Here is a 20,229-nt window from a genome sequence, read left to right as displayed (position 1 = left end):
GCTGAGACACACGCAAAAAGCAGGTTAACTGCTGAATGCCGCCGCAGCGCGCTTCAATCGGTCTTGCACAGCGTGCCAGGCCGCCTCTTCGGGCGGTGCCTGCACCAACAAGCAATCAAAACCACCAAGGTCAAGGCGTCGTAAATTGGCGTACAGATCCCGGGCATAAGCCACGGGGTCTTCCGCTGCCGACACCCACGTAAACCCGGCATCCGATTTCCCGCCTAAATCTGAGGCCACCGGGCCGATGGCCAATATCGCCACGCGCTGGTTTCCGCGTAGTGTCGAGTCCAAACCGGCAAGCGATAACACCGCGTCTACACCTAAGCCGACAAGGCGATCAATATCCACCCGGGAACGCAATAACAACGGCGTATGAGGTGCATAGTGCGCTTTCAACGAGCCGGATACTTTCGGCGCCGCTGCGTCCGCATGCTCACGCGGCATTACCCCCAATACACCGGCAATATCGGTGGCGGAAATATGCCCTGGTCGTAACAAAACCGGCCCCACGCTTTCAAGGCGAGACAAATCCAGAATCGTAGACTCAATCCCTACTTCAGAACTGCCCCCTTCAAGCACAAAGAGGTCCGTTTCGTCCAGACCAGCAAACTCGTCACGTACATGACTTGCCTGGGTGGGCGAAACCTGGCCAAACTTGTTCGCCGACGGCGCAGCGACCCCCCCATTACCGTTCTTCAGGGCTGAAAAAACCTCAAGCAATTGACGCGCAACAGGATGCGCGGGGCAGCGCAACCCGATGGTAGTCTGCCCGCCACTGACCTGGGCTGGAATATGATCTGCACGCTCAAGGATAAGTGTAAGCGGCCCCGGCCAGAATGCACGTATCAATGCATGCGCCTCGTCGGGGATATTCTTGGCCCAATAGGAAAGGTCGGCACCTGGCGCAACGTGCACAATAACCGGATGATTGGACGGCCGTCCTTTGGCCGCGTAAATACGCGCTACCGCTTCAGGGCTCTCGGCATCCGCCCCCAGGCCATAAACCGTCTCAGTTGGGAACGCAACCAGCCGCCCCGCCAGCAGTTGTTGGGCAGCTTGATGGATTGAGTCATAAGTGGTGCGGGTATTCACGCTTAAATGGCTTATGCTTTTAATATTAACGGCCGTACTTAATAAGGCAGCTTCAACAAACGCTTTACTTCGTCAGCTTGATCCGTTGCGCGCTGGAGGGATTCGGCAACAACGGTAATATGCCCCATTTTCCGGCCTGGGCGCGCATCGGCCTTGCCGTATAAATGCAAATGCGCTCCGGGAAGCGACAGAACGGCCGGCCAATCGGGCTCTTCATACTGCCCCTGATCGTTAAACCAAAGGTCACCCAATAGATTCAGCATTACCGAAGCACTGTGCGCCTGCGGATGACCTAATGGTAAACCGGCCATAACCCGAACCTGTTGCTCGAACTGACTTGAGACACACGCATCGATTGTGTGGTGACCGCTATTATGAGGACGTGGCGCCACTTCATTGGCCAGCAGAACGCCGCCGTCTAATACAAAAAACTCCACGCACAATACGCCCCGATAATCAAGCGACCTGGCAATGCCGGCGGCGGCATCGCGCGCCTGAGCAAGCAACGCATTGCTTAAATCCTGCTCACCGGCTTGAGGAGAAGCGCTTGAAACCGCCAAAATACCATGGTGATGCACATTAACAGCGGGCGCATAAAAAACACATTCATCGTTATAGCCGCGCGCCATGACAACTGAGATTTCGCGCTGAAGCGGCATCAAGGCTTCAAGAACGCAGTCAACTTTGTTGAACTCAACAAAGGCTTCGTATGCCTCCACCCGCGAAGCGACCCTTGCTTGACCTTTTCCGTCATAACCCAAACGCGCCACCTTCAGAATGCCCGGGAACAAAGATTCCGGCGCGCTTTGCAAATCATCTTCAGAACGTACGGGAATATAAGGCGCAACCTCGACACCCGCTTTCTGAATGAACGCCTTCTCTTCGATTCGATTTTGTACAATCGCCACGGCATCACCCGACGGGCTTACATTACAGCCAAGCGCCTGAATAAACCGCAAACTATCGGCCGGAACGTTCTCGAACTCGGTAGTGACCGCCGGACAGCGCTGCGCGAGCTCGGTCAGCGCCGATTCATTGTCGTATGCCGCGAGCAAATGGAAATCTGCAACAGCACCGGCCGGGCTATTGGCGTCTGGGTCAAGCACCGCCACCTTGTAACCCATGCGCTGAGCTGCATGACAAAACATACGACCCAACTGACCCCCACCTATCATTCCCAGCCATTGCCCTGGCTTTACGATTGTGTTGTTGCGATCGTCAGACATAAACTCATCAACTCAAGAAGACTGCAGCGGAGGCACAACCATTGCCCGGGCCGCTTCCGTTTGTTTTAGGCGAAATGCATCCAGCTGCTCTGCCAGACGTGCATCTGTTGTGGCCAGATTGGCAATAACATGCAAGGCCGCATTGGCCGCACCTGCTTCGCCAATGGCAAACGTGGCAACCGGCACACCTTTAGGCATTTGCACAATAGACAGTAATGAGTCTTCACCACGTAAATAGCGCGACGGCACAGGAACGCCGAAAACAGGAACTGGGGTAAGCGCGGCCATCATACCGGGCAGATGGGCGGCGCCCCCCGCCCCGGCAATAATGGCCCGAAGCCCCAGCCTGCGCGCATCAGCGCCGTACTGCGCCATATCGGCGGGCATGCGGTGTGCTGAAATAACCTTAACCTCGTGCGGCACCTGAAACTGCGTCAACATATCAACCGCATGCCGCATCACCTCCCAGTCGCTGGAAGAGCCCATAATAACCCCCACCAAGGGGGCACTATTGTTCAAGACAGAGGATGATTGATTCATGGCAATAACAATGGCCTAAACAATACGCGAAACCGGCCATGACTTCACCCGGCAACGGTATGTCTTAAGTAGTTAAACGGGTTAACGCCTCGTGATACTTGGCTGCGGTTTTCTGTATCACGTCGTCGGGTAAATGCGGTGCCGGCGCTGTTTTGTTCCAGGGTTGCTGTTCCAGCCAATCGCGCACAAACTGCTTGTCGAAAGAAGGTGGGCTGATACCTTCACTGTATTCATTCGCCGGCCAAAACCGTGAGGAATCGGGCGTAAGAACTTCGTCCATTAAATGCAACTGCCCTTGCGCGTCGAGGCCGAACTCGAACTTGGTGTCGGCAATAATAATGCCTTTGCCAAGCGCAAATTCAGCGGCTTCGCGATACAACTGCAAAGTAACGGCACGGATTTTTTCCGCCATGGCTTGACCCACTTCCGCTACCAAATGGTTGAACTCAACGTTTTCGTCGTGCTCACCCACTTCGGCCTTGGCGGCCGGCGTAAAAATGGCTTCAGGCAAACGGCCGGCCAGTTTCAAACCAGCAGGCAACGCAATACCACACACAGCGCCCGTTGCCTGATAGTCTTTCCAGCCCGATCCAATTAAATACCCCCGCGCGACGGCTTCAACCATGACAGGCTTCAGGCGTTTTACCACCATGGCACGACCTTGCACCTGATCGCGTTCGTTAGCTGCCACCACCGACTCCGGGTCGATACCGGTAGCGTGATTCGGGACAATATGCCCCAATTTTTGCAACCAAAACTCAGTTAAGGCAGTAAGCACCTGCCCTTTCCCGGGAATAGGGTCGTCGAGAATGACATCGAATGCAGAGATACGGTCGGACGCGACAATAAGTAAAAGATCGTCGTTAACCGCGTACATATCGCGCACCTTACCCCGTGCAAGCAGGGGCAAGGACTGGATGCTGGACTGATGCAGGGCGGACATTTACTGAACCACTTGCGCCAGGTCGCCGGCCGAATAACGGCGCGCCATTTCATCAAGCGCAACAGGTTTAATTTTGCTGCCGTTACCGGCACAACCAAATTGCTGATAACGCTGCATACAAATTTCCTTGGCTGCCGCTCGGGCAGGCTTCAGATAATCGCGTGGATCGAACTTGGACGGGTTCTCGGCCATAAAGCGGCGAATAGCGCCCGTCATGGCCAAACGGATATCGGTGTCGATATTGATTTTGCGTACACCGTGTTTGATGGCTTCCTGAATTTCTTCCACGGGAACCCCATAGGTTTCCTTCATATCGCCGCCAAACTCGCGAATTTCGGCAAGCAGCTCTTGGGGAACGCTCGAGCTACCATGCATGACCAGATGTGTGTTGGGCAGGCGCTGGTGAATTTCTTTAATACGCGAAATCGACAGGATGTCGCCCGTAGGCTTGCGGCTAAACTTGTAAGCACCATGGCTGGTGCCAATGGCAATCGCCAGGGCGTCGAGCTCGGTTTGACGCACGAAATCGGCAGCCTGCTCAGGGTCAGTAAGCAACTGCTCCATGGTAAGCGTGCCTTCGGCGCCATGGCCATCTTCCTTGTCACCCTTCATGGTTTCCAACGACCCTAAACAGCCGAGCTCGCCTTCTACGGTAATACCCAGTTTATGCGCCATTTGAACCACTTTACGGGTTACGTCGACGTTGTATTCGTATTCGGCAATGGTTTTACCGTCGTCTTTCAACGAGCCGTCCATCATGACGCTGGTAAAGCCCAGGTCGATCGCACCCTGACACACCGCCAGCGATTGGCCGTGGTCTTGGTGCATGACCACCGGCAAGTGCGGGTAACTTTCTACAGCAGCCTGAATAAGATACTTCAGAAAGCCTTCACCGGCGTACTTGCGGGCACCTGCGGAGGCCTGCATGATAACCGGGCTATCGGTTTCATGGGCAGCCCCCATAATGGCCTGGACCTGCTCAAGGTTATTGACGTTGAACGCGGGAATACCATAACCGTTTTCGGCAGCATGATCGAGCAGCTGACGCATGGATACGAGGGCCATGAAAAGACTCCTGAAAGCAAATTAATATAAAGGGTTCATTTTACCCGAAGCGCCGACTTGGGACGGAACGCCCGCACCACGTCTTCCCGGGTTTCTATATAAGGGCCGCCGATCAAATCAATGCAGTAAGGCACAGCGGCAAAAATGCCTGCCGCCAGTACATTGCCTTCGGCATCTTTCAAGCCTTCCAGCGTTTCTTTAATGGCTTTGGGTTGGCCCGGTAAATTAATAATCAACGCCGCATGTTCGGGGGTTTCACGAATGACTGCCACCTGGCGCGACAAAATCGCGGTTGGCACAAAACGCAGGCTGATCTGGCGCATTTGCTCGCCGAAACCAGGCATTTCTTTTGTGCCAACTGCCAGCGTCGCCTCGGGCGTCACGTCGCGACGCGAAGGGCCGGTTCCTCCGGTGGTCAGCACCAGGTCGCAACCAACCTTATCGACCAACTCGATTAGCGTTGCTGAAATTTGATCCGGCTCATCGGGAATCAGGCGTGTCGCAAACTGAGCAGGTTCGGTCAACGCAGTGTCCAGCCAATCCTGCAAAGCAGGAATGCCTTTGTCTTCGTATGTACCGGACGAGGCACGATCTGAAATAGAAACCAAACCCACTAATAGTTGATCGGGATGGGCACGAGATAAACGACCTGACTCAGACATCGACAATACTCCTGTTGTTCAAAAGGACCTTAGTCTTGCGCCCTGCGTTCCAGCACATCAACGGCAGGCAAAGTCTTACCTTCCAGGAACTCCAGGAACGCGCCGCCGCCGGTTGAGATATATCCGACCTTATCAGTGATATTGAATTTGGCAATGGCAGCCAGCGTATCGCCGCCACCGGCAATGGAAAACCCATTCGATTCGGCAATGGCTTGCGCAATAGTCTGCGTGCCTTTGGCAAACGCATCGAACTCGAAAACACCCACAGGGCCATTCCAGACAATGGTACCCGCCTGCTTCAATATATCAGCCAACTGGGCGGCAGTTTTGGGGCCGATATCCAGAATCAGGTCGTCATTCGCCACATCTTCGGCGTCTTTAACCTCGGCCGGCGCATCGGCACCAAAGGTTTTGGCGCACACCACATCAACCGGAATGGGTACGTCTGCACCACGCTTTTGCATAATGTCCATTACCGCGCGCGCTTCTTCAACCTGATCGGGTTCAGCTAAAGATTTTCCAATGGGTAAGCCTTTGGCCAGCATGAACGTATTGGCAATGCCGCCGCCCACAATCAATTGATCGACCTTGTCGGCCAACGCACGCAAAATTGAAAGCTTGGTCGACACTTTTGAACCCGCCACAATGGCCACCATTGGCCGGCGCGGCGCCTTCAACGCTTTACCCAAAGCGTCCAATTCAGCCTCGAGCAAGGGGCCCGCGCATGCAACAGGCGCAAACTGCGCAATGCCGTGCGTGGTAGCCTCGGCGCGATGCGCCGTGCCGAAAGCATCATTTACATAGACGTCGCACAAAGCTGCCATTTTGCGTGCCAGCGCTTCATCGTTCTTTTTCTCGCCCACGTTGCCACGAGCGTTTTCAAGCAATACCACTTGGCCTGGCTGAACATTCACGCCGTCCACCCAGTCGCTCACCAGCGAAACATTCATCCCTAATAACTCACCCAGGCGTTTAGCCACCGGTGCCAGCGAGTCGGCTTCAGTCAACGCCCCCTCTGTTGGGCGCCCCAAATGCGAAGTTACCATTACTGCCGCGCCGGCCTCGAGTGCCAGGCGAATGGCCGGTACCGAAGCGCGAACACGCGTATCTTCGGAAATTTCCCCCGTATCATTGAAGGGGACATTCAGATCGGAACGAATGAACACGCGTTTGTCTTTCAGCGCATTCGAACGGGCAAGAGCGGTTAGGGTTTTAACGGTAGGCATGTGAAGAACAAGAGAGCGATGAAATGGAACAAGGGCGGGAACCCCCGCCCTTGTGTGGACTAAAACAACTTATTTGGCTGACATTAACGCAACCGTGGTATCAAGCATACGGTTGGAGAAGCCCCACTCGTTGTCGTACCAGGAGCACACCTTGACCAGACGACCCGAGACTTTGGTTAAGCCTGCATCAACCGTGCTGGATGCCGAGGTGTGGTTGTAGTCTACCGACACCAAAGGCTCTTCGCTGTAATCCAGAATGCCTTTCAATTCCGCCGATGCAGCCGCTTCCTTCAAAAGGGCGTTCACTTCCTCAACCGATGTATCGCGCGAGGCAACAAAGGACAGGTCAACAATGGAAACGTTAATAGTGGGGACGCGCATGGCAAAGCCGTCGAGCTTGCCGTTCAATTCAGGCAGAACCAATCCCACAGCCGACGCAGCACCGGTTTTGGTGGGGATCATGCTGGAGGTGGCGGAACGCGCACGACGCAAATCAGAGTGATAAACATCGGTAAGTACCTGGTCGTTCGTATAGGCGTGGATAGTGGTCATCAAACCATTTTCCAAACCAATTTTGCGGTGCAAAGGCAGTACCAGAGGGGCCAGGCAGTTCGTCGTGCACGATGCATTGGAAATGACTGTATCAGACGCTTTCAATACATTGTGATTCACGCCGTACACCACCGTGGCGTCAACGTCTTTACCGCCGGGCGCGGAAATAATCACTTTCTTGGCGCCGCCTTGGATATGCGCATTAGCTTTTTCCTTGCTGGTGAAAAAGCCGGTGCATTCCAGCACAACGTCGACACCCAGATCACCCCAAGGCAATTCAGCGGGATTGCGATTGGCCAGCACACGAATGCGGTCGCCATTGACCACCATGTAATCACCGTCAACCTCAACCGTGCCGGGGAACCGACCATGAGCGGTGTCGTAACGGGTAAGGTGAGCATTGGTTTTAGGGTCACCTAAATCGTTGATCGCCACGATTTCAATATCGTGAGACTTACCGCCTTCGTAGTGAGCACGCAAAATATTGCGGCCAATACGGCCATACCCATTAATCGCTACGCGAATTGCCATGACATTTCTCCTGTTTACAAAACCTGTTCAACGACCTCGGCCACCCTTTCGGCGGTGAGACCAAAATGTTTGAATAACACCCCACCCGGCGCCGACTCACCATAGGAATCAAGCCCCACCACTGCGCCGTTTAAACCCACATACTTGTACCAACCGGCTGTCACGCCGGCTTCAACAGCAACACGTGGTGCGCCTTCAGGCAACACACTGCGTTTCCATTCGGCACTTTGCTCGTCGAAAACATTGGTGCATGGCATGGAAACCACACGTACCGGGATGCCTTTTTCGGCCAGTTGCTGTTGCGCCTGCAATGCCAAGGACACTTCGGAGCCCGTCGCAATAATGATGGCTTTGAAGTTGTCTGCATCGCGTAGAACGTAGCCGCCACGCGAAATTGCCTGGATGGTGGTGTCGTCCCGCTCGACAAAAGGCAGATTCTGGCGCGACAACAGCAACGCCGACGGCCCGCCATTGTTCACATTCATGCCAATACTGGCCGGGCGCGAAACGGACTCAGCCCAGGCCACAGCGGTTTCAGTCGTGTCGCAGGGGCGCCATACGTGCAAGTTTGGAATTAAACGCAAGCTGGCAGCGTGCTCAACCGATTGGTGGGTTGGGCCATCTTCGCCCAGGCCAATTGAATCGTGCGTGAACACATGTACCACCCGCTGCTTCATCAGCGCCGCCATACGGATGGCATTACGGGAATAATCGGAGAAAGTCAGGAAAGTGCCGCCGAAGGGCAAATACCCGCCATGCAAGGCCACGCCGTTCATAATGGCGGCCATGCCGAATTCGCGCACACCGTAGTTGATATGGCGGCCGAATTGCACGCCAGCATTCGTGGCACGTACCGGCGCAACCCCCTTCCAGTCGGTAAAGTTCGAACCGGTAAGGTCGGCCGACCCACCTAACATTTCCGGCAGCAAGGGCGCGAAAGCCGTAATAACAAATTGGGATGCCTTGCGGCTGGCAACCGTTTCTGCGCGCTCTGCTGTGGCCTTAATGAACGCCGCAGCCTGCTCTGCAAACTCAGCAGGCAACTCACCTTTCATGCGACGAATGAATTCGGCCGCTAATTCAGGATGCGCTTTAGCATAGGCGTCGAACTGGTTTTCCCATTCCGACTGCCACAACTTCCCTTTAATGCGACCGTCCCAACGTAAGTAAATATGATCGGGGATTTCAAATGGGGCATGCGGCCAATCGATTGCTGCACGCGTTGCGGCAATCTCATCTTCGCCCAAAGGCGCCCCATGCACTTTCTCGGTACCGGCCGCATTCGGCGCGCCTTTACCAATAACAGTGCGACAACATATAAGCGTGGGGCCGCGCCCTTCACCAGCCCCGGCTTTGGCCTGTTCAATGGCTTGATCAACAGCCGCAACATTATGGCCATCGACATTACGAATAACGTTCCAGCCATAGCTTTCAAAGCGCTTGGGTGTGTCGTCGGCAAACCAGTCTTTCACTTCGCCGTCGATGGAAATGCCGTTGTCGTCGTAGAAGACAATGAGCTTCGACAATTTCAGGGTTCCGGCCAACGAGCAGGCCTCGTGGGAAATGCCTTCCATGAGGCAGCCATCACCTACAAACGCGTATGTGAAGTGATCAACAATGGCGTGGCCGTCTTGGTTGAACTCTTTGGCCAATAATGCCTCGGCCAGCGCCATACCAACCGCGTTGCTCACCCCCTGCCCAAGCGGGCCGGTCGTTGTTTCCACACCGGGCGTAATCCCTACTTCAGGGTGGCCCGGGGTACGCGAGTGAAGCTGACGAAAATTACGCAATTCTTCAATGGGCAAATCGTAGCCGCTTAGATGCAACAAAGCATAAATAAGCATGGACCCATGCCCATTGGACAGCACGAAGCGGTCTCGATTGGGCCACGCCGGATCGGCTGGATTATGACGCAGGTGGCGCGTCCATAATGCTTCAGCAATATCAGCCATGCCCATGGGCGCACCGGGGTGTCCGGATTTGGCTTGTTGCACGGCATCCATGGCCAAAGCACGTACGGCATTAGCCAGGGAAGAGTCTTGGGTCGGCGAAACGCTCATTGGATACTCGCTGTATAAAGGCGAACCCTATCAGGGCAAACCCCAATAAAGAAAGATTGCAAAGCCGAACATTTTAACACCCACCGCACATTTAGCCTGTTACATGTCAAATGAACGCAACATTTTGACGGCGGCACGCTAGAATTACAGGCTTTCAGGCACCCGGCCTTCGAGGACCATTTGCTTACCCCGGACACCCCTCCATGACTGCTCCGCGCTTTTTCTACCCCTTCTCGCCGCAATGTGGCGATACGATTGAACTACCCGACACACTGGCCCACCATGCCGTTCGAGTCTTACGCCTTAAGCACGACACACCGATTGTATTGTTCGACGGCCGACAGGGGCAATATCACGCGACCTTAATCCTTGAAGGCAAAAAAGCCCTGGCCCATATTCATCATTATGAAACTCGAAATATTGAATTACCCGGCCATTTAACGTTAGGACAAGCGTTGGTCTCGTCGGACAAAATGGATTGGATCATCGAAAAAGCGGTCGAAACAGGAGTACGCACCTTCACTCCGATTATGGCGCGGCGCAGTGTAGTCAATCTGGGCGCCGAACGCATTGGCAAGAAAATGCGCCATTGGGAGAAAATTATTGAGTCGGCCTGCGCCCAATGCGGTCGCAACCAACTCATGCAACTTACCGAACCAAAAACACTGCCATCCCTGTTGGCAACCACCGACCTGACGTTGATTTGCCACCCCGACGCCCCGCACTCGTTACGCGACGTGCTGAACCCATCCTCAAATCACATCACCTTGCTCATTGGGCCCGAGGGTGGCTGGTCGGATGAAGAAATGGCGCAGGCTGATCAGGCCGGGGTAAAACCAGTTCGTTTTGGCAAGCGCATATTAAGAACAGAAACCGCAGGGCTGGCCATGGTATCGGCCATTAGTGCCCTGCAAGACTGGGAATAGCGGCGCGGGGGCCGATGCGTTAACTGCCGGAGTACGGAACCGGCGCAACACCCGGCTCGGGGTCGGGATGTTTTCCGGCGTGTTGAACCGCGAAAGAAAAGCTGCGCCCATTATTCGCGGCGTACTCCACCACATCTTCACAAACCGAGATAATGGCTTTTGAGTCTTCCTCAAGCGCCGGATCGCCCGAGTGCAAATTGTGAAACCAAAGGCATAGCCCTGCTTTCTGATCGATAACCGTATCGCACAGGCAATCGTAAAAAGCATCCAGATTACCCCCGAAAAACTCGGGAAAATCAACCGCTTTCACAACAGCCCTTAGCACAGCCGAGCGACTACGGGCACGATCACACTCAACGGGGAAATAAGTGATACCCAGCGCGTCGGCCTGTTTTGCCACTTCTTCCTGGCTGACTGAAAGGGCGTCAATCTGGCCCCCTTTTTTCAGCTTCTTTTGCAATGCGGACTGGGTCATTGCGCCTCCGATAAAAAACGTATTACGGGGATGGGCTTAGCGTGTTTGCGTCGACCACCGCCATTGCGGTCATGTTGACAATGCGGCGCACCGTTGAGCTGGACGTAAGGATATGCACCGGCGCATTTGCGCCCAACAAAAACGGGCCAATCGCAACATTGCCACCAGCCGCTGTTTTAAGCAAGTTATACGCGATATTACCCGAGTCAACGTTGGGACAAATCAACAAATTGGCCGCACCTTTCAATGTCGTTGAGGGCAAAATGCGCTCGCGCAGCGATTCGTCCAACGCGCAGTCGCCGTGCATTTCGCCATCAACCTCAAGATCGGGTGCCTGGGCATGTACCATCTCGAGCGCCTGACGCATCTTCTCGCCGGACGCCGAGCTACCCGTGCCGAAGTTTGAACGCGACAACAACGCTATTTTCGGTTCAATATTCAAGCGGCGCATTTGTGCCGCCGCCGCCATGGTAATTTCAGCAACTTGCTCCGCCGAGGGGTCGTCATTCACATGGGTATCAGCCAGAGCCACCGTCCGCTCGGAGAGCAACAGAATATTCATGGCGGCGTACGTTTTTGCCCCAGGCGCCTTGCCAATAACTTCGTCAACAAAGCGCAGGTGATCGGCATAGGCCCCAACCGTACCGCAAATCATGCCGTCGGCATCGCCCAGATGCACCATCATCGCCCCAATTAGCGTCAGGCGACGACGCATCTCGACCCGCGCCATCTCTTTGCTGACGCCCCGGCGACACATTTTTTCCCAATAGGTTGTCCAGTACTGATGAAAACGCTCGTCGTAATCCGGATTGGTGACCTCAACATCCACACCCAACTTAAGGCGCAGGTTAAAGCGCTTAATGCGCGCCTCCAGAACGGCCGGACGTCCGACGAGAATAGGCTTTGCCAAATGTTCATCCACCACGATTTGAACCGCCCGCAATACGCGTTCATCTTCCCCTTCCGTGAACACAATACGCGCTTTGCCGCCATCACGCACCATTGCTTTGGCGGCGGAAAACAAGGGCTTCATGAACGAACCCGAGCGATAAATGAACTGCTGCAATTGCTCTGCGTATGCGTCAAAATCTTCAATGGGGCGCGTTGCCACGCCGTCGTCCATGGCGGCCTTTGCCACGGCCGGCGCAATGCGCAAAATAAGACGCGGATCGAACGGCTTGGGAATAAGATACTCGCGCCCGAAAGATACGCCGTAACTGCCGTATGCAGCCGCCACAACGTCATTCTGCTCTTCCTGCGCCAACTGTGAAATGGCTTCAACGGCCGCTTTTTCCATGCCACGTGTAATCGTGGTTGCACCAACGTCGAGCGCCCCGCGGAACATATAGGGGAAGCACAACACGTTATTAACCTGATTTGGATAGTCGGAACGGCCGGTTGCCATCACAACATCGTCGCGCACGGCATGGGCGTCTTCCGGCAGTATTTCAGGGCTGGGATTCGCCAAGGCCAAAATAATGGGATTCGAGGCCATGCGGGCCACCATCTCGGGTTTCAACACGCCACCGGCGGACAACCCCAGGAATACGTCGGCTCCCTCGATAATATCGCCCAACGTACGTGCCTCGGTTTCCTGCGCGTAACGGGCTTTTTCCGGGTCCATCAGCTCCGTACGGCCCTGGTACACCACCCCTTCAATGTCAGAAACCCATATATTCTTTGCGGGCAAGCCTAAATCAACCATCAGCTCAAGACAAGCCAGCGCTGCCGCGCCCGCCCCGGACACCACCACCTTGACCTTGTCGATATCTTTTTCGACGACTTTCAAAGCACTGATAAAGGCCGAAGCCACACAGATTGCCGTCCCGTGCTGATCGTCATGAAAAACCGGGATTGACATGCGCTCGCGCAATTTGCGCTCAACAATGAAACATTCCGGTGCTTTAATGTCTTCCAGGTTAATGCCACCGAACGTGGGCTCCAGACGTGCAATGGTTTCGACCAGTTTCTCGGGATCCGATTCGTTAATTTCAATATCGAAGACATCGATACCTGCAAACTTTTTGAAGAGTACCGCCTTGCCTTCCATGACCGGTTTCGATGCCAGGGCACCAATGTTGCCTAGCCCCAGAACAGCCGAACCGTTGGTGATGACGCCAACCAGATTGCCTCGCGCCGTGAAGCGCCGGGCGTTTTGGGGATCTGACACAATTTCTTCGCAAGCGGCTGCCACACCCGGAGAATAGGCCAGCATCAAATCGCGCTGGTTCGACAATTGTTTGGTGGCGGTGACTGCAATTTTCCCAGGGCGCCCTTTCTCGTGATACTCAAGCGCGGCTTTACGAAGATTCTCTTCCATGATGGTCCGTTTACGTCAAAAAAGAATGAAACAAAGGGAATGATACACACATGCCCGGTTAAAAAATTACAAAGCCTGGCCCGGGTGGGGGAAAATACCACAGGGGTCAAACTGATTCTTGATGTGCAAATCGATATCTTGCACTGCATAAACGACCGTATCATCAAACGCGTCCGACGCCACACCCCGGAACGGTAGCGGCTCAACTGGCTCCGACATCACCCGAAACACAAACCACTCCGCCCAGCATAAGTCCCCCCCGTGCCCGAACAGTAAGTGCGATAAGTTCACTTCTTGACCATCGACCGGCATCAACGCATCGAGGCGATATCGACCGGGCCAGTGAGAGGCGTCGGCACATAGCTTGGCGGAGTCTCCTGAAGCAAGGCGAAAAAGTGCAGGGGCAAGTTGCTGCAACGTTAAAGTGCCCAAAGGTTGTTGTTGCCTCTCCCCGAAAGGACCTAAAACCGCCTTCGTTTCATCGGCGAACAGCACGCCGGCATGGCTTAAGCCCATACGCCCAAGCTCACCCGTGGGCAAATTCATATGAACTCGATCGGCAAGCAATGCCGCAACGGTTAAATAATCGGGAAACGCGTCAAACTGCTTCAAGCCGGCTTGCTTAAGCTCCGCAACGAAACAGCCTGGCTGTACAAACCACTTATCGTCTGTTTCGGGCACCGGCTGACAGGTTTTCAAATAGATACTGGGATCAACCCACAATACCGGCGTCCCTGGTTGCTGCGCCTCTTCTTCCAAGCCATCAAGCATGAACACGACTTCGTATTCATTGCACAACATAAGCGCGTGATGCGCGTCGGCCGGTGTCTTGGCAGACAGCCTGGCATGACCGAAACCGTCGACCCGACCCTCGTTAAAAAAGCTTCCCTGCACTAAACGGCGCATTCGTTGGCAAAAATTTTCCCATGGATCATTCGTGATGCGCCGACCCGTGAAAAACGCGCGGCGTGACAGCGACGGCATGCCTGATTTCCTTTGAACTGAATAATACGATTAAATAACGCTTTAAACCCAATAAACCGTGACCTGCAAAGAGACTCCGTTATGCCCGAATTGGCCCAAAGATGCTCCGAGATTCAACCATTCTACGCCGTTGAGGTGTTCAAACAGGGGGCGGCACTGATTGCACAAGGGCACGACATTATCAGCCTGGGCATCGGCGAACCCGATTTCACCGCGCCGGCCCAAGTGGTGGAAACACTGAACCGGGCTTCATCCGCCGGACTAAGTGGTTACACCCCCCCACTAGGCCTTGCGCCCTTGCGCGAAGCCATTGCGCATTATTATGGCGAGGAATTCGGTGCCCGTGTGAAGCCTGAACGAATTATCGTAACGTCAGGCGCCTCCGGTGCACTTTTATTAGCCTGTACGGCATTGATCAACCCGGGGGCTGAGATACTCATGCCCGACCCATCCTACCCGGCCAACCAGAACTTCATACGCTGTGCAGGTGGTCGACCCAAGTTGATTCCGTGCGGGCCCGAGCAACAATTTCAGCTAACGGCACACGATATCGAAACGCATTGGGGCCCGGATACGCGCGGTGTCGTGATCGCTTCGCCCAGCAACCCCACTGGCACACGCATTTTGCAGTCTGAACTCAAGAAGCTGATTGAGGCAGTTCATGCCCGTGGCGGCTTCGTCATTATGGACGAGATCTATCTTGGTCTTTATTACGATGAAAAGCCCGAAAGCGCCCTGACCCTGGATGACAATCTCATTATTATCAACAGCTTTTCAAAATATTTTCACATGACGGGTTGGCGCTTGGGCTGGATGATTGTGCCCGAAACCATGATCGCCGCTATAGACAAACTCGCGGCCAGCCTGACCATCTGCGCACCCAGTCTGGCGCAGCATGCCGCCCTCAGTTGCTTTGAGCCGGAAGTCATGCGCGTCTATGAAAACCGCCGCCTTTCATTCAAACAGCGGCGCGATTATCTGGTTCCGGAACTGGAAAAAATGGGGCTAACCGTTCCGGTTAAGCCCGATGGTGCGTTCTATGTTTACGCCGACGTTAGCCGACACAGTAACGACAGTGAAGCGTTTTCGCAGCAGATGCTTGCCCAGGCTCATGTTGCGGCGGTGCCCGGACGCGACTTTGGCCCCGCACATGCCCAAAAAATGCTGCGCTTTTCCTACACCTTGGGCTTAAACCGACTGGAAGAGGCCGTTGGACGCATAGCCCAATTTCTGCGCTAACCCGAACTACAGCTTAAAGCTGGGCGCAATGCCCGACGCAAGCGCTATACGGCGCATTTCGGCCAGCACTTTATTGCCGTAACCGCCGTCGCCCGGACCGGTCGCGCCAACGTAACAAGCCAAACCGGCGCGAATTGAACCACGCCGCTTGATGCAGTCGTACAGAATCTGGGTGCCCACCTGAATATTGGCCAAAGGATTCAACGCGGCATCCACCCCATCGGCAAAATCAACAAATTTCTCTTTATGGACACGTGTCATCACTTGCATCAGCCCCTGCGCCCCAACATGACTTTCAGCAAACGGATTGTAGCGAGACTCGATTGCGATAACGGCAAGGACCAATTGGGGATCGAGTTCTCGCTGACGTGCGACTTGAAACACATTCTGAATAAGCACACCCGCCGCCTTGTGCGCGATGCGGTATTTGCGAGCGATATAGCTGCGAAGCGCTTTGCTTTGCTCTGACGTTACCCCTGGAATGACATAGTCATCTGCTTCGGCCATTGCTTGCGAAAACGGTTGATCGGCATCGGGCATGCTATCGGTTAACGGCGCTTCGGCCCACTCACTCCTCGCCCAGTCGGGCTCCGACAACAAAGCACCGAAACTAAAACCCCGCTCCGGCAGGGAAAACAAATCGATTTGCAGAGAGGCAGGACGCAAACTGGCCAGCAAAGCAGTATGAACCTGACGGGTTTGTTCCTTCAATGCCGGCACCGTAAGGCTGAGTGCAACAGTGACCAGAACAGCCAGACCCAGATATACAGCACACACGTGCACCAACTCAGCGAGTTGATGGCGTACACTTCGAAAAATACGGGCAAGGGCCTGGCCCGAACTGTTTAGAACCATAGGGGTGAATATCTCTTGAAATATCGTGATTTACGCGACTTTATAGCGCAACTTGAGTCAATTGGCGAACTGAAGACAATTCATGCCGGCGTTTCCACACATCTGGAAATGACCGAAATCAGCGACCGTGTCCTTCAGACCCAGGGGCCGGCACTTTTGTTCCGCAACGTACAACATCAGCGTCAGCCGGCAGCCATGCCGGTACTAACCAACCTGTTCGGCACACCGCATCGGGTGGCCTTGGGCATGGGCGCCGATAACGTTAGTGCCCTACGCGATATTGGGGAGTTGCTGGCTTCGTTACGAGAACCCGAGGCACCCAAAGGGCTGAGGGATGCATTCGCAAAAGTCGCCACCCTGAAGTCGGCCCTCTGGGACATGAGTCCGAAGAAAATCCGGGGCGCGCCTTGCCAGGAAATTGTGCTGGAAGGAAAAGACGTCGATCTGAACCAAATACCCTTGCAGCACTGCTGGCCCGAGGACATTGCCCCATTGTTGACATGGGGGCTGGTAATTACGCGCGGCCCGAATGCACGACGCCAAAATCTGGGCATTTATCGCCAGCAACAAATTGGACGCAACAAATTAATAATGCGTTGGTTATCGCATCGAGGCGGCGCATTGGATTTTCGCGACCACTGTCTTGCGAACCCCGGCCAACCGTTCCCGATTGCCGTTGCGCTGGGAACCGACCCGGCTACTATTCTGGGCGCCGTCACACCGGTTCCCGACAACCTCTCGGAATATCAATTCGCCGGTCTGCTGCGGGGCGCCCGCACTGAATTAACGCAAGCAATCGGCAGCGAACTGTCGGTCCCAGCGTATGCGGAGATTGTGCTGGAAGGCCATATACTGCCGTCTACCGACCCCGGCGCGCTGCCAACGAACCCGCAGGGCGCGACGACGCCTCCGAAAGAGTCTGGCTACGAAATGGCCCTGGAAGGGCCGTACGGCGACCATACCGGATATTACAACGAGCAAGACTGGTTTCCCGTCTTCACGGTTGATCGCATCACCATGCGCCGAAACCCCATCTACCACAGTACCTACACGGGTAAGCCGCCCGATGAACCCGCCGTCTTGGGCGTGGCGTTGAACGAGGTTTTCGTCCCTTTATTAAAACGCCAACTGCCTGAAATTGTTGATTTTTATTTGCCGCCCGAAGGGTGCAGCTACCGGCTTGCCGTTGTCTCGATCCGCAAACAATATCCCGGACATGCCAAACGCGTGATGTTCGGCCTTTGGAGTGTCCTGCGTCAATTCATGTACACCAAATTTATCGTAGTGGTCGACGAGGACATTAACCCACGCGACTGGAAAGAAGTTGTTTGGGCCATGACAACCCGAATGGACCCGGTACGAGACACTGTGTTAGTGGAAAACACCCCTATCGACTATCTGGACTTCGCCTCGCCCGTTTCCGGGTTGGGCGGCAAAATGGGAATGGACGCAACCAACAAATGGCCGGGAGAAACCCAGCGAGAGTGGGGCCGACCAATTGTGATGGACGAAAAGGTTAAAAGCCGAATTGACGAAATTTGGCCGACTTTGGGCCTGGGGTAATGTTGTGCCGCCTTAAGATGAGTCCGGCGAGCCCTGACCGGGCTTTAACAGCTTCACCATTTGCCACGCTGCAACAACACCCACACCGGCCTTCAATAAGCGAGTGCGCGAACGCCCCCTTCCTGAAAACAGGCCGGACAAAGTAGAAACCAGAAACGGATAACGGCTTAAAAAGCGGGCGCCCTGCATGAGCGCGGCACCCGCCCCTTTACCAGACGACAACGAACGCGGTACGACGCTACGAACCAATGCTGCGGGCGAGATGTCGTGCACGACGTCGCACGTGGATTTACGCAACGACTGGCGCTCGACGGCCGCGCGGGCCCTAAGCAGCTCTTTTCGCAAAGCGCGCTCTCGGGCGCGCGACATCGTAGAGCTCATGGCGCATCTCCTGGATTGCGATCGGCACGATCCACTTCCTGCAAACGATTGACCAGAGCAAGGTCACGTTTCAGTTCATCCAGTGTTGCTTCGAAGGGGACAGGGTTGGCGCAAAGCTCTTTTCTGACCCACCAGGCCAAACCCAGGCCAACGAACAAATACACCAACGCCAACAAGCCCAGTGCCACGTACCGATATTCGGTTGGCCAGAAATACAGCGCAACCAAAAGCGAAACAACCAGCAACGCGAGCACCAGGCACAATATTGCACCCACTGTCAGGCACATGACCTTGATCAGGCGCACGCGCTGCTCCGCCAATTCGATTGAGAAAAGCTCTAAACGTGTACCGACGATGGAAACCAGCGTTGCAGCCAACTGGCCGGCGGATTGTCGAAGTGCCATCTAAAACGGGCCCCTTGAAGCGATGAACATGATTTCGGGCCGTTTCTTAACGGCGACTGATCAACATGCCGATGAGCAAACCCGTAAGGCCCGCGACACCTATTGCCTGCCACGGATTGTCATGCACGTAATCGTCGGTGGCACGTGCGGCCAAACGACCCCGCTCAAGCAGGGCATCTTGCGTGTCGTACAAAGCTGAACGCGTGCGACGCAGCGATTGCATGGCGCGTTCGCGCAATTCCTCAGCTTTTTCACCGCTTGCCTGGGCTGCTTCGCGAAGCAGCTTCTCAGCGTCGTCAAGGCTTTCCTTCACGCCTTCAATAAACTCTTCTTCTTGAGCTTTCAGTTCATTCTTAGCCATTTTTGCACCCCTTTAGTTAAATTAGTGGTGATCACGGCGGGCCAGATTAATTGGCCCGCTTACCTTTTCATAGTACCGGACTGGCGCTAAAACGCAATTGACAAATGTTAAATAAAATGACTGATTACGCTCTTTAGCCGATCAGGCGTGCTTTTGACGCGTGCCGAAAATTCGGTCTCCGGCGTCGCCCAGGCCCGGAATAATATAGCCATCGTCATTTAAATGACTATCGATCGAAGCCGTATAAATATGCACATCGGGATGCTGAGTCTCAACTGCCTTAATCCCTTCCGGCGCAGCCACCAGAACCAAAGCACGAATATTATTGGCACCGGCTTTTTTCAGCATATCGATGGTCGCAACCATCGAGCCCCCGGTGGCCAACATGGGGTCGACAATCAGTGCCAGACGTTGATCAAGGGAATCCGCCAAACGTTCAAGATAAGTTTGCGCCTGCAGGGTTTCCTCGTTGCGGGCTATGCCGACCGCACTGACTTTGGCGCCCGGAATCAGGGTAAGCACACCATCAAGCATGCCGATGCCGGCGCGCAAAATCGGTACCACCGTAACCTTTTTACCGGCAATTTTCTCTACATTGATCTGGCCACACCAGCCTTGCACCACCGTAGGTTCAAGAGGCAGATCTTTGGTTGCCTCGTAGGTTAGAAGCGCCGCCACCTCTTGCGACATTTCGCGAAAATTCTTGGTGCTGAGATCCGCTTTGCGCATCAAGCCCAACTTGTGTCGGATCAGGGGGTGGCGTATTTCATGTATTGGCATGCAACATTCCTGCGGGAAAATTAAAAGACTCAGGTAGCAAG

General features: G+C 54.6%; 20 protein-coding genes. 3 read left to right on the top strand and 17 right to left on the bottom strand.

Going from position 1 to position 20,229, the window contains the following annotated elements; translation table 11 throughout:
• Positions 1 to 24 precede the first annotated feature (24 nt).
• From G9Q38_RS06715 to tkt, 9 genes are all read right to left on the bottom strand, one after another.
• Positions 25 to 1,095 carry an L-threonylcarbamoyladenylate synthase gene (locus G9Q38_RS06715; RefSeq protein WP_166129180.1) on the bottom strand — a complete coding sequence of 357 codons (1,071 nt, stop codon included), beginning with the start codon at positions 1,093 to 1,095 and terminating at the stop codon, positions 25 to 27.
• A gap of 38 nt (positions 1,096 to 1,133) precedes the next feature.
• Positions 1,134 to 2,321, bottom strand: a complete 1,188-nt coding sequence (locus tag G9Q38_RS06710; protein WP_166129178.1) for a 5-(carboxyamino)imidazole ribonucleotide synthase — start codon at positions 2,319 to 2,321, stop codon at positions 1,134 to 1,136.
• Positions 2,322 to 2,333: 12 nt separating this feature from the next.
• Positions 2,334 to 2,861 (bottom strand): 5-(carboxyamino)imidazole ribonucleotide mutase, encoded by a 528-nt coding sequence (gene purE, locus G9Q38_RS06705; protein WP_166129175.1) that lies wholly within the window; start codon positions 2,859 to 2,861, stop codon positions 2,334 to 2,336.
• 64 nt (positions 2,862 to 2,925) lie between these two features.
• A complete protein-coding gene (locus G9Q38_RS06700) occupies positions 2,926 to 3,804 on the bottom strand; it encodes a phosphoribosylaminoimidazolesuccinocarboxamide synthase (protein ID WP_166129172.1) in 879 nt (292 codons plus the stop codon).
• A complete protein-coding gene (fba, locus tag G9Q38_RS06695; protein WP_166129170.1) occupies positions 3,805 to 4,869 on the bottom strand; it encodes a class II fructose-bisphosphate aldolase in 1,065 nt (354 codons plus the stop codon).
• Between the two features lie 35 nt (positions 4,870 to 4,904).
• A complete protein-coding gene (mog, locus tag G9Q38_RS06690) occupies positions 4,905 to 5,531 on the bottom strand; it encodes a molybdopterin adenylyltransferase (RefSeq protein WP_166129167.1) in 627 nt (208 codons plus the stop codon).
• A gap of 29 nt (positions 5,532 to 5,560) precedes the next feature.
• The gene (locus G9Q38_RS06685; RefSeq protein ID WP_166129164.1) at positions 5,561 to 6,757 is read right to left on the bottom strand and encodes a phosphoglycerate kinase; all 1,197 of its coding nucleotides are present in this window, start codon (positions 6,755 to 6,757) and stop codon (positions 5,561 to 5,563) included.
• A gap of 69 nt (positions 6,758 to 6,826) precedes the next feature.
• A complete protein-coding gene (gap, locus tag G9Q38_RS06680; protein ID WP_166129162.1) occupies positions 6,827 to 7,840 on the bottom strand; it encodes a type I glyceraldehyde-3-phosphate dehydrogenase in 1,014 nt (337 codons plus the stop codon).
• A 14-nt stretch (positions 7,841 to 7,854) separates the two neighbouring features.
• Positions 7,855 to 9,900, bottom strand: coding sequence for a transketolase (gene tkt / locus G9Q38_RS06675; protein WP_166129159.1), 2,046 nt, complete (start codon positions 9,898 to 9,900; stop codon positions 7,855 to 7,857).
• A gap of 203 nt (positions 9,901 to 10,103) precedes the next feature.
• Between tkt and G9Q38_RS06670 the strand changes: the two genes are divergently transcribed.
• The gene (locus G9Q38_RS06670; protein ID WP_166129157.1) at positions 10,104 to 10,826 is read left to right on the top strand and encodes a 16S rRNA (uracil(1498)-N(3))-methyltransferase; all 723 of its coding nucleotides are present in this window, start codon (positions 10,104 to 10,106) and stop codon (positions 10,824 to 10,826) included.
• 19 nt (positions 10,827 to 10,845) lie between these two features.
• Here the strand turns inward: G9Q38_RS06670 and G9Q38_RS06665 are convergent, their stop codons facing one another.
• From G9Q38_RS06665 to G9Q38_RS06655, 3 genes are all read right to left on the bottom strand, one after another.
• A complete protein-coding gene (locus G9Q38_RS06665; protein WP_114420114.1) occupies positions 10,846 to 11,301 on the bottom strand; it encodes a barstar family protein in 456 nt (151 codons plus the stop codon).
• Positions 11,302 to 11,323: 22 nt separating this feature from the next.
• Positions 11,324 to 13,621, bottom strand: coding sequence for an NADP-dependent malic enzyme (locus G9Q38_RS06660; RefSeq protein WP_166129154.1), 2,298 nt, complete (start codon positions 13,619 to 13,621; stop codon positions 11,324 to 11,326).
• Positions 13,622 to 13,687: 66 nt separating this feature from the next.
• On the bottom strand, positions 13,688 to 14,605 hold the full coding sequence (locus G9Q38_RS06655; RefSeq protein WP_166129151.1) for a hypothetical protein: 918 nt from the start codon (positions 14,603 to 14,605) through the stop codon (positions 13,688 to 13,690).
• Positions 14,606 to 14,686: 81 nt separating this feature from the next.
• Here G9Q38_RS06655 and G9Q38_RS06650 point away from each other — a divergent pair, with 81 nt between their 5' ends.
• Positions 14,687 to 15,844 carry a pyridoxal phosphate-dependent aminotransferase gene (locus G9Q38_RS06650; protein ID WP_166129148.1) on the top strand — a complete coding sequence of 386 codons (1,158 nt, stop codon included), beginning with the start codon at positions 14,687 to 14,689 and terminating at the stop codon, positions 15,842 to 15,844.
• Positions 15,845 to 15,850: 6 nt separating this feature from the next.
• On the opposite strand, the gene G9Q38_RS06645 is transcribed toward G9Q38_RS06650, so the two are convergent.
• Positions 15,851 to 16,699: a lytic transglycosylase domain-containing protein gene (locus G9Q38_RS06645; protein WP_166129146.1), complete on the bottom strand. Its 849-nt coding sequence runs from the start codon at positions 16,697 to 16,699 to the stop codon at positions 15,851 to 15,853.
• Positions 16,700 to 16,714: 15 nt separating this feature from the next.
• On the opposite strand from G9Q38_RS06645, the gene G9Q38_RS06640 reads away from it, so the two are divergent.
• A complete protein-coding gene (locus tag G9Q38_RS06640) occupies positions 16,715 to 18,262 on the top strand; it encodes a UbiD family decarboxylase (protein ID WP_166129142.1) in 1,548 nt (515 codons plus the stop codon).
• A gap of 12 nt (positions 18,263 to 18,274) precedes the next feature.
• Here G9Q38_RS06640 and G9Q38_RS06635 read toward each other — a convergent pair whose 3' ends face one another.
• From G9Q38_RS06635 to upp, 4 genes are all read right to left on the bottom strand, one after another.
• Positions 18,275 to 18,643, bottom strand: coding sequence for a hypothetical protein (locus G9Q38_RS06635; RefSeq protein WP_114420120.1), 369 nt, complete (start codon positions 18,641 to 18,643; stop codon positions 18,275 to 18,277).
• Complete coding sequence (locus G9Q38_RS06630; protein ID WP_166129139.1) at positions 18,640 to 19,047, bottom strand: phage holin family protein; 408 nt, start codon at positions 19,045 to 19,047, stop codon at positions 18,640 to 18,642. The genes G9Q38_RS06635 and G9Q38_RS06630 overlap by 4 nt, the downstream gene beginning before the upstream one ends.
• A gap of 46 nt (positions 19,048 to 19,093) precedes the next feature.
• Positions 19,094 to 19,408: an ElaB/YgaM/YqjD family protein gene (locus tag G9Q38_RS06625; protein WP_119441111.1), complete on the bottom strand. Its 315-nt coding sequence runs from the start codon at positions 19,406 to 19,408 to the stop codon at positions 19,094 to 19,096.
• A 141-nt stretch (positions 19,409 to 19,549) separates the two neighbouring features.
• Entirely contained in the window at positions 19,550 to 20,188 is a 639-nt protein-coding gene (gene upp / locus G9Q38_RS06620; protein ID WP_114420123.1) for a uracil phosphoribosyltransferase, read from the bottom strand.
• Positions 20,189 to 20,229: the final 41 nt, after the last annotated feature.

Origin of the sequence: Pusillimonas sp. DMV24BSW_D (assembly GCF_011388195.1) — a bacterium.
In the GTDB taxonomy this organism is placed as follows: Bacteria; Pseudomonadota; Gammaproteobacteria; order Burkholderiales; family Burkholderiaceae_B; genus Neopusillimonas; species Neopusillimonas aestuarii.
Note: the sequence above shows the minus strand (reverse complement) of the source record. Positions and strands in the feature narration are given on the sequence as shown.